This window comes from Cupriavidus sp. HPC(L), from assembly GCF_000307735.3.
Taxonomy (GTDB): domain Bacteria; phylum Pseudomonadota; class Gammaproteobacteria; order Burkholderiales; family Burkholderiaceae; genus Cupriavidus.
In genome coordinates, this window is record NZ_AMPR02000049.1 from 1 (window position 1) to 11,898 (window position 11,898).

General features: G+C 67.6%; 9 protein-coding genes. 5 read left to right on the top strand and 4 right to left on the bottom strand.

Features of this window, described 5'->3' with window-relative positions; all coding sequences use genetic code 11:
* Window positions 1–196 precede the first annotated feature (196 nt).
* Window positions 197–1,165, bottom strand: a complete 969-nt coding sequence (locus tag B551_RS04420; RefSeq protein WP_023263557.1) for a TIGR00730 family Rossman fold protein — start codon at window positions 1,163–1,165, stop codon at window positions 197–199.
* A 4-nt stretch (window positions 1,166–1,169) separates the two neighbouring features.
* On the opposite strand from B551_RS04420, the gene polA reads away from it, so the two are divergent.
* From polA to B551_RS04440, 4 genes are all read left to right on the top strand, one after another.
* Window positions 1,170–3,983: a DNA polymerase I gene (gene polA, locus B551_RS04425; protein WP_023263558.1), complete on the top strand. Its 2,814-nt coding sequence runs from the start codon at window positions 1,170–1,172 to the stop codon at window positions 3,981–3,983.
* A gap of 135 nt (window positions 3,984–4,118) precedes the next feature.
* Entirely contained in the window at window positions 4,119–5,447 is a 1,329-nt protein-coding gene (locus B551_RS04430; protein WP_006579666.1) for an NAD(P)/FAD-dependent oxidoreductase, read from the top strand.
* Window positions 5,448–5,653: 206 nt separating this feature from the next.
* Window positions 5,654–6,529, top strand: coding sequence for a dienelactone hydrolase family protein (locus B551_RS04435; protein WP_006579667.1), 876 nt, complete (start codon window positions 5,654–5,656; stop codon window positions 6,527–6,529).
* A gap of 262 nt (window positions 6,530–6,791) precedes the next feature.
* Window positions 6,792–7,616 (top strand): ZIP family metal transporter, encoded by an 825-nt coding sequence (locus B551_RS04440; RefSeq protein WP_006579668.1) that lies wholly within the window; start codon window positions 6,792–6,794, stop codon window positions 7,614–7,616.
* 50 nt (window positions 7,617–7,666) lie between these two features.
* Here B551_RS04440 and B551_RS04445 read toward each other — a convergent pair whose 3' ends face one another.
* The 3 genes from B551_RS04445 to B551_RS04455 all read right to left on the bottom strand — a co-directional run bounded on the left by B551_RS04445 (window position 7,667) and on the right by B551_RS04455 (window position 11,155).
* Window positions 7,667–8,545, bottom strand: a complete 879-nt coding sequence (locus tag B551_RS04445; RefSeq protein WP_023263559.1) for a sulfurtransferase — start codon at window positions 8,543–8,545, stop codon at window positions 7,667–7,669.
* Between the two features lie 275 nt (window positions 8,546–8,820).
* Entirely contained in the window at window positions 8,821–9,741 is a 921-nt protein-coding gene (locus tag B551_RS04450; RefSeq protein ID WP_006578974.1) for a DMT family transporter, read from the bottom strand.
* 310 nt (window positions 9,742–10,051) lie between these two features.
* Window positions 10,052–11,155, bottom strand: coding sequence for an aromatic ring-hydroxylating dioxygenase subunit alpha (locus tag B551_RS04455; protein ID WP_006578973.1), 1,104 nt, complete (start codon window positions 11,153–11,155; stop codon window positions 10,052–10,054).
* A gap of 337 nt (window positions 11,156–11,492) precedes the next feature.
* Here B551_RS04455 and B551_RS04460 point away from each other — a divergent pair, with 337 nt between their 5' ends.
* Window positions 11,493–11,777 carry an exodeoxyribonuclease VII small subunit gene (locus B551_RS04460; protein WP_006578972.1) on the top strand — a complete coding sequence of 95 codons (285 nt, stop codon included), beginning with the start codon at window positions 11,493–11,495 and terminating at the stop codon, window positions 11,775–11,777.
* The last annotated feature ends 121 nt before the right edge of the window (window positions 11,778–11,898 follow it).

Consider the following 11,898-nt stretch of genomic DNA (forward strand, 5'->3'; position numbering starts at 1 on the left):
AAAGGATTGTGAGGTCATCTCGGGCTCCTGTGCGATGCGCGCGGCGTGCCGGCGCATCCGAATGGGCGTCGCGGACGGCGGGGCCAGGCGCGACTCGGGCATCAGGCTTGCATTCTAGCAATTCCTGCCGTCCGCGGGCCCGTGGCGAGGCGGTTCGGGCACTCGGAACACGCGGGCGGCGGCCCGCCGGCGCCACTCACAGGTAGAACATCTCTTCCTTCGGCGGGATCGGCGTATCGCCGCCGCGGCGCTCGTAGTAGTCGTAGACCGCTTCGAGCACCTCGTGCGGCTCGTCGACGATCTGCATCAGATCGAGGTCGTGCTCGGCGATCAGGCCCATCGGCAGCAGCGTGAAGCGGAACCAGTCGAGCAGGCCCTTCCAGAAGCGGCTGCCGACCATCACCACCGGCACCGCGCGCGACTTGCCGGTCTGCACCAGCGTCAGCACCTCGGCCAGTTCGTCGAGCGTGCCGAAGCCGCCCGGCATCACGATGAAGGCGTCCGAGTTCTTGACGAAGGTCACCTTGCGCGTGAAGAAATGGCGGAAGCGCATGGCGATGTCCTGATACGGATTGCCCTGCTGCTCGTGCGGCAGTTCGATATTGAGGCCGACGCTGGCGGACTTGCCCGCGTGCGCGCCCTTGTTGGCCGCTTCCATGATGCCGGGGCCGCCGCCGGAGATCACGGCGAAGCCCGCGTCGGAGAACAGCCGCGCGATATCGATGGTCTGCTGGTAGTAAGGCGAATCCTCGCGCAGGCGCGCGCTGCCGTAGATCGAGACGGCCGGCCGGACCTCGGACAGGTACTCGGTCGCCTCGATGAACTCTGCCATAATCGTGAACATTTGCCACGAGGCGCGCGCCTTCTTGGCGGTCGCGCGGTCTTCGTCGGCCAGCGCACGCAGGCTGGGAATCATCTTGCGCGGGTTGGACCGCGCCGCCTTGGCGGACGCCGGTGCATCGGCGGGCGAGGCGGTATCGCCCGGGCCATCGTCGGCGGGGCCGACGGTGACGTTCACATCCATATCCGCAGCCGTGGTGATCTTGCCTTCGTTGGCACGGACCGCCGCGGTCACGGGGTTGCTGCGGCTGCCGGCCACGCCGTTGGCGTGGTCGGGGGCGGTGGGATCACCGCTTGCCGCGGCACCAGTCAATTTCGAGTCCATGGGAATGTCGGATAGTCCTAAAACACTGCTGCTCGTCGATGGGTCGAGCTATCTGTATCGCGCTTATCACGCGCTGCCGGATCTGCGCAACGGCGAAGGCCTGCCCACGGGGGCCATCTACGGCATGATCAACATGCTGCGCAAGCTGCGCAACGATTACCCGGCAGAGTATAGCGCCTGCGTGTTCGACGCCAAGGGCAAGACCTTCCGCGATGCGCTGTACCCCGCATACAAGGAACATCGCCCGTCGATGCCCGACGATCTCGCCAGGCAGATCGAGCCGATCCACGAGGCGGTGCGCGCGCTGGGCTGGCCGATCGTCGTGGTCGATGGTGTCGAGGCCGATGACGTGATCGGCTCGCTCGCCTGCCAGGCCACCGCCGAGGGCATCCGCACCGTGGTGTCCACCGGCGACAAGGACCTGGCGCAGCTGGTGAACGACAGCGTCACGCTGGTCAATACGATGAGCGGCGAAGTCCTCGATCCGCCGGGCGTGGTGGCCAAGTTCGGCGTACCGCCCGAGCGCATCGTCGACTATCTGTCGCTGATCGGCGATGCGGTCGACAACGTGCCCGGCGTGCCCAAGGTCGGTCCCAAGACCGCGGTCAAATGGCTGACCGAATACGGCACGCTCGACGGCATCATGGCCAATGCGGACAAGATCAAGGGTGTGGTCGGCGAGAACCTGCGCAACACGCTCGAGTGGCTGCCGCGTGCGCGCGAGCTGGTGACGGTGAAGATCGACTGCGATCTGTCCGAGCCGATCCCCGACTTCCATGCGCTGCGCGACATGGGCGAAGACAAGGAGAAGCTGATCGCGTTCTTCTCGCGCTACGGCTTCAAGACCTGGCTGCGCGAGCTGACCGGCGAGAAGCTGCCCGACGCGCGCGCGCAAGCCGCGGCCGCGGCCTCGCGCAACGGCGCGGGCCAGGGCAGCCTGTTCGATGGTCCCGGCGCGGCAGCGGGAGACCAAGCACCGGCCGAAGCGCCCCCCGCCGAGATCCGCTACGAGACCGTGGTCACCGAGTCCGCGCTCGAGGAATGGGCGCGCCGGATCGAGCGCGCCGAGCTGACCTGCATCGATACCGAGACCACGTCGATCGATCCGATGCAGGCGCAGCTGGTCGGCATCTCGCTGTCGGTCGAGCCCGGCATCGCCTGCTATATCCCGGTCGCGCACCAGGGGCCCGACGTGGCCGGCATGGAAGGCCGCGGCCAGCTGCCGCGCGACGTCGTGCTGGCGCGGCTGCGCGCGTGGCTGGAAGATCCGGCGCGCTACAAGGTCGGCCAGCATCTGAAGTACGACGTCCATGTGTTCGCCAACCACGGCATCGCGCTGCGCGGCATTCGCCATGACACGATGCTGCAGAGCTACGTGCTGGCCTCGCACCGCAATCACGGCATGGACAGCCTCGCCGAACGGCTGCTGAACCTGAAGACGCTGACCTACGAAGAGGTCTGCGGCAAGGGCGTCAACCAGCTGTGCTTCGACCAGATCGATCTGGCGCGCGCGACCGAGTACGCGGCCGAGGACGCCGACGTGACGCTGCGCCTGCATCGCAAGATGTATCCGCAGCTGGAGGCGGCCGACGGCCTGCGCTACGTCTACGAGCGCATCGAGATGCCGGTGTCGGTGGTGCTGCAGAAGATCGAGCGCAACGGCGTGCTGATCGACGCGCCGCGCCTCGCCGCGCAGAGCGCCGAATTGGGTCAGCGCATGATGGAACTGGAGCAGCGCGCCTACGAGGCCGCCGGCCAGCCGTTCAATCTGGGCTCGCCGAAGCAGATCGGCGAGATCCTGTTCGGGCGGATGCAGCTGCCGGTCGTCAAGAAGACCAGCAGCGGCGCACCGTCGACCGACGAAGAGGTGCTGCAGAAGCTGGCCGAGGACTATCCGCTGCCGCGGCTGCTGCTCGACTATCGCGCGCTGTCCAAGCTGAAGTCGACCTACACCGACAAGCTGCCGCGCATGGTCAATCCGGCCACCGGCCGGGTGCATACCAGCTACGGCCAGGCCACCGCGGTGACCGGCCGTCTGGCATCGACCGAGCCGAACCTGCAGAACATCCCGGTGCGTACCGAAGAGGGCCGGCGCATTCGCGAGGCCTTCATCGCGTCGCCGGACCATGCGATCGTGTCGGCCGACTATTCGCAGATCGAGCTGCGCATCATGGCCCATATCTCGGGCGACGAGAACCTGCTCGGCGCCTTCGCGCGCGGCGACGACATCCACCGCGCCACCGCGGCCGAGATCTTCGGCGTGGCGGCCGATGCGGTCAGCAGCGAGCAGCGCCGCTATGCCAAGGTCATCAACTTCGGCCTGATCTACGGCATGAGCGCGTTCGGACTGGCCAGCAATCTCGGCATCGAGCGCGAGGCGGCCAAGCACTATATCGACCGCTATTTCATGCGCTATCCGGGCGTGGCGCGCTACATGGAAGAAACGCGGCAGACCGCGCGCGAGCAGGGCTATGTCGAGACCGTGTTCGGCCGCCGGCTGTGGCTGCCGGACATCAACGGCGGCAACGGCCCGCGCCGCCAGGCGGCCGAGCGCGCGGCGATCAACGCGCCGATGCAGGGCACCGCGGCCGACCTGATCAAGCTGTCGATGATCGCCGTGCAGGACTGGATCGAACGCGAGTCGCTCGGCACGCGCCAGATCATGCAGGTGCATGACGAGCTGGTGCTCGAGGTGCCGACGGCCGAGCTGGAACTGGTGCGTGCGCGCCTGCCCGAACTGATGTGCGGTGTGGCCGAGCTGCGCGTGCCGCTGGTCGCTGAAACCGGCGTCGGCGCGAACTGGGAAGAAGCCCACTGAGCAAAAGGGGCCTGCCGGGCCCCGTCTTGCCAACTTTGCTGCATTGCAGCAAACTGGCGCAAACGGAAGCAATTCAAAGCAAGCGGCAGTACCCGCCGGCATGCCGGCGGTCCGACCATCCAGAACGGATAGAACATGCAAACAAGCGCGCATCGGATTGTCGTAGTCGGCGGTGGAGCAGGTGGGCTGGAACTGGTAACGCGTCTCGGCGACAAGCTGGGCAAGCGCGGCGCCGCGCATGTCACGCTGGTCGACCGTTCGCCCACGCATATCTGGAAACCGCTGCTGCATGAGGTCGCCGCCGGCAGCATGGACCAGAACACGCACCAGCTCGAATATGCCGCGCAGGCGCTCTGGCACCACTTCGAGTTCCAGCAGGGCGAGCTGACCGGCCTCGATCGCGCGCGCAAGACGATCTCGGTCGCGGCCTGCGTCGACCAGGACGGCATCGAACTGCTGCCCGCGCGCGAGATCCCGTATGACACGCTGGTGCTGGCCATCGGATCGGTCACGCATTTCTTCGGCACGCCTGGAGCGGCCGAGCACGCGATCGCGCTCGACACCGTCGAGCAGGCGGAGCGCTTCCGCCGCCGGCTGATTTCCGCCTGCGTGCGGGCCCAGAACGGGCTGGCGCGGAACGACGACGATGGCGATGGCCGCCCCGACGTCGATGTCGTGATCGTCGGCGCCGGCGCAACCGGCGTCGAGCTGTCCGCCGAGCTGCGCAACACCGCGCAGGTGCTGAACGCCTACGGGCTGCATCGCCTGGACCCGCGCCGCGACATCCATATCACGCTGATCGAGGGCGGCCCGCGCATCCTGCCCGCGCTGTCCGAGCGCGTGTCGAAGGAAACCGCCGAGCTGCTGCGCAAGCTGGACGTGCGCATGCTGGTCGGCGAGCGGGTCACCGAGATCGCGCCCGATGCGGTGCTGACCGCCAGCGGCAAGCGGATTCCGGCCGAGCTGACGGTCTGGGCGGCGGGCATCACGGCGCCGCCGGTGCTGAAGACGCTCGGCCTGCCGTTGAGCCGGCAGGGCCAGATCGTCGTCAGGCAGACGCTGCAGAGCGATGACGACCCGGACATCTTTGCGTTCGGCGATTGCGCCAGCTGTCCGTGGCCGGCCAAGCAGACCACGGTGCCGCCGCGCGCGCAGGCCGCGCACCAGCAGGCCAGCTTCCTGTACGACGCGCTGCGCGCGCGGCTGGAAGGACGGCCGTTGCCGGAATTCCAGTTCAAGGATCTCGGCTCGCTGGTGTCGCTGGGCCGCTTCACCGCGGTCGGCAATCTGATGGGCGGGCTGATCGGCGGCTCGATGTTCATCGAGGGGCTGATGGCGCGGCTGATGTACACCTCGCTGTACCGGATGCATGTGATGGCGCTGCACGGCGCCGTGCGCATGGGCCTCGATACCGTCGCCCACTGGCTGCGCAGCAAGACCCATCCGCGCGTGAAGCTGCACTGAGCGATTCGCCGCCGCGTGGCCAAGGTGCGGCGGGGTGCGGCAGGGCGACAAGGCGCGACAAGGCACAGCGAGGCGACGGCGCGGCTCCCGCGGGCCGCCGCCTGCAGCGTGCGCTGGACACCATGTTTGCTTAGAATCGCCTTCCTGATGCCCCGGCCCGTCCGCTGGCGCAGCGTCCGCCCGTTCGCCAACATCAGGAGACCCGCATGCTCAAGCCCGAAGTGGAAAGCCTCGTTCCCGGCCAGACGTTCGACCGGCGCAGCTTCGTCAAGACCGCCCTCGGCTCTGCCTTCGCCGCCGCCGCGCTGCCGGTCACCGCGCAGGCGATCAAGACCGATTTCGAAGGGCTGACGGCCGGCGAGGTCACGATTCCGTCCGGCGACTTCAAGATGCCGATCTACCGGGCGATGCCGCAAGGCAAGCTCGACCTGCCGGTGGTGCTGGTGATCAGCGAGATCTTCGGCGTGCACGAATACATCGCCGACACCTGCCGGCGCCTGGCCAAGCAGGGCTATCTGGCGATCGCCCCCGAGCTGTTCGCGCGCCAGGGCGATCCGACCAGCTTCGGCACGATCCAGGAACTGCAGCGCGAGATCATCGCCAAGACGCCGGACAGCGAGGTGCTGGGCGACCTCGATGCGGCGGTCGCATGGGCCGGCGCCAACGGCGGCAATGTCGGCAAGCTCGGCATCACCGGCTTCTGCTGGGGCGGCCGCATCGTCTGGCTCTACGCCGCGCACAGCAGGCAGCTGAAGGCCGGCGTCGCCTGGTATGGCCGGCTCGGCGGCGACACCACGCCGCTGCAGCCGCGCCATGCGGTCGATATCGCCGCGCAGCTGAAGGCGCCGGTACTGGGTTTGTACGGCGGCAAGGACACCGGCATCCCGCTGGAAGCCGTCGACAGGATGAAGGCGGCGCTGGCGGCGGCCAACAATCCGGCCGCCAAGGCCTCGAAGTTCATCGTCTACCCCGAGTCCGGCCACGCCTTCCATGCCGACTACCGGCCCAGCTATCGCGAGGCGGACGCGAAGGACGGATGGCAGAAGTGCCTGGCGTGGTTCAAGGAGCACGGGGTGGCGTAGCGCTTCCCGGCATATCCCCAGATTCGGTACGTTCGTACCCATTTTGGGGATATCCGCGGCAAGCGGGCGGTTCCCGGTGACGCGCCGGCTTCCGCAACGGAAGCCCGGCCCATTGCAAAATCCCCCGACCTCCGTACAATGCGGGCTTTGCGCCTCTTGCAACAGTGTTGCGTTTATACGGACCGATGCGGCCTGGCCGCGCGGCCCGCGACACGGGCAGGGGCGAACCCTCCGGGAGCCCATCATCTTTTCCACGCTCGTCTTGATCCTGCTGGCCACCACGATTTCCGGCGTGGGCAGCATTCTCGGTGCCGCCTTGCTGTCGCTGACCGCGGCGTCGCGCGCGGTGGAGCGCATGGTCAGTTTTTCGGTCGGCGTGCTGCTGGCCACCGCCTTGCTGCATTCGTTGCCGGAGGCGTTCGCCTCGGGCGCCGATCCGCGCGCGCTGTTCGGCACGCTGCTCGCTGGCCTGCTCGGCTTCTTCCTGCTGGAAAAGATCTCGCTGCTGCGCCATTCGCACCATCACGAGGGCGACGGCCATCATCACCATCACGGCCATGATCGCGAGGAGGCTGGCCGCAGCGGCCTGACGATCCTGGTCGGCGATACCTTCCACAATTTTGCCGATGGCATCGTGATCGCCGCGGCGTTCCTGGCCGATCCCAAGATCGGCATCGTCACCGCGCTGGCGATCGCCGCCCACGAGATCCCGCAGGAAGTCGGCGACTTCATCGTGCTGCTCAATGCCGGATTCTCGAAGGCGCGCGCCTTTGCCTTCAATCTGCTGTCGAGCCTGGCCGCGGTGGCGGGCGGGCTGGTCGGGTATTTCCTGCTCGACGAGATGAGCGGCTGGGTGCCGTATGTGCTGGTGATCGCCGCCAGCAGCTTCCTCTATATCGCGGTCAGCGACCTGATGCCGCAGATGCAGCGCAAGCCGCGCTGGCGCGAGTCGATCGTGCAGGTGGTGCTGGTGGCCGCCGGCATCGCGGCGATCGTCTGGGTGACCGACGGCGTCCACGATCACCACGGCCACGGCGAGGCGGGCCATGGCGGAGCCGGCCATGCGCACGCGCATGCCGACCACTGAGCTGTTGCAGCCGCCGCGCCACGCGGGCGGCTGCCGTCGCTAGCGCCGGCTTACCGCTCGCCGGTCGCGACCGGCCGCGCCGGATCGGCGCACCACTCGCTCCACGAGCCGGGGTAGAGCGCCGCGCCCGATAGTCCCGCCACTTCCAGCGCCAGCAGGTTGTGGCAGGCGGTGACACCGGAGCCGCACTGCATCACCGCGCGCTCGGCCGGGGTCGCGCCCAGCACGCCGCCAAATTCGCCGCGCAGCGTCTCGGCCGGCTTGAAGCGGCCGTCGGGCTGCAGATTGTCCTTGAAGCAGCGGTTGACCGCGCCGGGGATATGGCCGCCGACCGGGTCCAGCGTTTCGTTCTCGCCGCGGAAGCGATCCGGCGCGCGGGCATCGACCACCTGCAGGCTCGGCGACTGCAGATTGGCCATCAGCGTATCGGCATCGACCGTGCCGACCAGCGACGGCCGGCGCGTCAGATGGCCGCCCGCGTGCGCTTCCGGTTCCGGCGTGGTGCCGCTCTCCAGCGGCAGGCCGGCGGCGACCCAGGCCTGCTTGCCGCCGTCGAGCACGGCCACCGCTGGATGGCCGATCCAGCGCAGCAGCCACCAGGCGCGCGCGGCGTACATGCTGCCCTGCGCGTCGTAGACGACCACCTGGGTGTCGTCGTTGACGCCGAGCGCGCGCAGGCGCGCGGTCAGCGCGTCGGGATCGGGCAACGGATGACGGCCGTTGCGGCCGGTCTTCTCGCCCGACAGCTCGTTGTCGAGATGCAGGTAGAAGGCGCCGGGCAGATGGCTCTGGTGGTAGGCCGCGCGGCCGGCGGCCGGATCGGCCAGGTCGAAGGAGCAATCGATCAGCACGCTGTGCCGGCCCGCATCCTTGCGCAGCGCCTGCAGATCGGCGCAGGAGATCAGCGTGGTCCAAACGGCTTGGGGCATCGTAAAACCTGTCTAGTGGCGACGGATCGTCGAGGAATTCCGATGATCGCCGAAAGTGGCGCCTGCCGCCATCGGAGCGAGGCTGACGCGGGGGGGCAGGCCTGCTCGCCTAGCCCATTCGCCGGGGTGTTCTCCCTCTCCCGCTTGCGGGAGAGGGCCGGGGAGAGGGACTGGGCGTTGGCCATTGCCGCTGACGTTCGCGGATCCACCGCCGCCTCCCTCTCCCCCAAGCCCTCTGCCGCAAGCGGGAGAGGGGAGTTCCAGGGCCTTGAGACCTACACCTCGGGATGCACCTCCGCCTCGGCCGACTTGACCGGCGTCGCCGCCGTCGGCTGGCTGGTGCTCTCGCGCGCGCGGGTCAGCGTGGTGGCGATGCCGCTGGCGATGATCAGGCCCATGCCGAGCCACGACAGCCAGTTCAGCGCGTCGTCCCAGATCATCATGCCCCACAGGCTCGAGAACACGATGCCAGCGTATTGCAGATTGGCGGTCAGCAGCGTGTTGCCGCGCTTGTAGGCGCGCGTCATCGCGGTCTGGCCGAGGGTGGCGAGGATGCCGATGCCCAGCAGCAGGCCGGCGCCGTGCCAGGTGTGGCTGCTGACGCCCGAGAACATCATCCAGACCACCCCGGCCAGCGTGCCGACCAGCGAGAAATAGAACACGATGCGGCCTTCGGGCTCACCCAGCTGGCCGAGCTGCCGCACCTCGACATAGGCCAGCGCCGTGAACATGCCGGAGATCAGCCCGACCAGGCCGCCGGTCAGCTGATCCTTGCCGACCGACGGCTGCAGCAGGCAGATCACCCCGGCGAACGACATCACGATGGCGCCGATCAGCTTGCGGTCCGCGCCGCCGGCGGTGCCCGCCAGCGCCGCGCCGGCGCCGACGATCAGCGCGATCCAGACCGGCGACATGTAGTTCAGCGTCATCGCCGTGGCCAGCGGCAGCAGGCTGATCGAGGTGAACCACAGCATCAGCGCGGTCACGCCGAACAGGCTGCGCTTGATATGCGTGGTCATATGCGGCGTTCGCACCGAGATGCCGCTGGAGGCCAGGATCGCCCAGATGATCAGCATGCTGATCAGGCTTCGGTAGAAGACGATCTCGCCGGTGGTGTACATCTCGGAAGCCAGCTTGACGCCCACCCCCATCAGCGAGAACGAGAAGGCGGCGAACAGCATCCAGAGCGATTGCATGGCGAGGGAAGGCGAGGACGGCGGGAATTCGGGAACCGCGGCGCGGCGCCTGGCGGCGCGGCAGCGTGCCGGGCGGCAAGTGAGGTCGCAGCCGCTTTGGCGAGCCGATTGTAGCAGTGCTGATGCATTGCACCAAAGTCCGATGGGCGGTCATCGCCCATTGCGTGCTTGGCAGCGGCAGCTACGCGGCCGCGAATGAAAACGGACCGCCGTGGCGGTCCGTCTTGCCGGAGGGCGCGGCACGGTGCCCGCCGCTCATTTGATGCTCATTTGGCGCTCATTCGACGCTCGTTGGACGCTCATTTGACGCTCAAGCAGCCGACCCCATCGCGCGCCGATACCACTCGTGGAAGTGCTGCATGCCGTCTTCCATCGGCGACTGGTACGGGCCGACCTCGTTCTCGCCGCGCTTCATCAGCGCCAGCCGCCCGGCATCCATGCGCTCGGCGATCTCGTCGTCCTCGATGCAGGTCTCCATATAGGCGGCCCGCTCGGCCTCGACGAACTCGCGCTCGAACAGCACGATTTCCTCGGGGTAGTAGAACTCCACGACGTTGCGGGTCTTGCGCGGGCCCATCGGGTGCAGCGTCGAGATGACCAGCACGTTGGGGTACCACTCGACCATCACGTTCGGGTAGTAGGTCAGCCAGATCGCGCCATGCTTGGGCAGCTCGCCGTTGTTGAAGCGCAGCACGGCGTCGTGCCACTTCTGGTAGGTCGCGCTGCCGGGCCGCTTCAGGCCGGCGTGCAGGCCGACGGTCTGCACGCTGTACTGCTCGCCGAACTCCCACTTCAGGTCGTCGCAGGAGACGAAGCTGCCCAGGCCCGGGTGGAAGGGCACGACGTGGTAGTCCTCGAGATAGACCTCGATGAAGGTCTTCCAGTTGTAGTCGCAGTCATGGACCTCGACGTGGTCCAGCATGTAGCCGTCGAAGTTCAGGTCCTGCGAGACGCCGAGGCGTGCGAGATCGGCGCGCACGTCGCGCTCGCCCTCGAACAGCAGGCCGTTCCAGTTCTGCAGCGGCGAACGTTTCAGGTGCAGGCAGGGCTGCTGGGCGAAATGCGGCGCGCCGAGCAGCTCGCCCTTCAGATCGTAGGTCCAGCGGTGCAGCGGGCAGACGATATTGGAGGCGTTGCCGCGGCCGTTCAGCATGATGGCCTGGCGGTGGCGGCAGACGTTGGACATCAGCTCGATGCCCTCCGGATTGCGCACCAGCATGCGGCCTTCTTCCTCGGCGGCCAGCGTATGGTAGTCGCCGACTTCGGGCACCATCAGCGCGTGGCCGACATAGGCGGGGCCCTTCTTGAACAGCAGATCCAGTTCCTGTTGATGCAAGGCCTCGTCGAAGTACGCACGGACGGGCAGCTGTGTATCAGCCGGCGCAAGCTTCAGCGCGGTGCTGAGATTGGACATTATCCCCACTCCCTAATAAACAGGCGAAAGCAGTGAACAACCCAACCATCGAAATTGAAATCGATATGGGAAAGACGGTCAGACCGGGAGCCCGTGGCATGGTGCCGCGGTTTTCGCTGACGAACCGGGGATTGTACCCCAGCCCGGGGATAAGGGCCTGATTTTTTTGCCTTTTTGGCGCGGCCGCGAACATTGGCTGGCCTCGATGTGGCGTTTTGTGCTCACGAACACGCGATGCCGCACGGTGTGCCGGCCGGGCCGCGCCGATCCCCCCATCGGTTCGGGCTTGGCCGGGACGATTTGCCGTAAAATCGCGGTTTCTGGATCAAAACCCCATATGCCAAAGACAACCACCGTGCCGGCCGGCGACGGCGACCAGGTTCCCACCAGCGCGCCGCCAGCCTCGTACGAGGCCGCCATGGCCGAGCTCGAAGCGCTGGTCACCAGCATGGAAAGCGGGGCGTTGCCGCTGGAGGAATCGCTGGCGGCCTACCGGCGCGGTGCCGAACTGGTCAAGTATTGCCAGCAGATGCTCGAGCGCATCGAGCAGCAGGTCAAGGTGCTCGAGGGCGACGCGCTCAAGCCCCTGGCCGAGCCCGGCAGCCAGGCAGATACCGAATGACCGCCTTCGCGCAGTGGATGCAGGACCGCGCCGCCCGTACCGAGGCGGCGCTGGCGGCCGCGTTGCCGGCCGCGGACCGGTTGCCGGCGCGGCTGCACGAGGCGATGCGCTACGCGGCCAT

Excerpts from the sequence above, each read along its gene's own strand:
- B551_RS04445 (WP_023263559.1), bottom strand. The coding sequence starts at position 8,545 with ATGCCCCAAGCCGTTTGGACCACGCTGATCTCCTGCGCCGATCTGCAG.
- B551_RS04430 (WP_006579666.1), top strand. The coding sequence starts at position 4,119 with ATGCAAACAAGCGCGCATCGGATTGTCGTAGTCGGCGGTGGAGCAGGT.
- B551_RS04450 (WP_006578974.1), bottom strand. The coding sequence starts at position 9,741 with ATGCAATCGCTCTGGATGCTGTTCGCCGCCTTCTCGTTCTCGCTGATG.
- B551_RS04460 (WP_006578972.1), top strand. The coding sequence starts at position 11,493 with ATGCCAAAGACAACCACCGTGCCGGCCGGCGACGGCGACCAGGTTCCC.
- B551_RS04455 (WP_006578973.1), bottom strand. The coding sequence starts at position 11,155 with ATGTCCAATCTCAGCACCGCGCTGAAGCTTGCGCCGGCTGATACACAG.
- B551_RS04420 (WP_023263557.1), bottom strand. The coding sequence starts at position 1,165 with ATGGACTCGAAATTGACTGGTGCCGCGGCAAGCGGTGATCCCACCGCC.
- B551_RS04435 (WP_006579667.1), top strand. The coding sequence starts at position 5,654 with ATGCTCAAGCCCGAAGTGGAAAGCCTCGTTCCCGGCCAGACGTTCGAC.
- polA (WP_023263558.1), top strand. The coding sequence starts at position 1,170 with ATGTCGGATAGTCCTAAAACACTGCTGCTCGTCGATGGGTCGAGCTAT.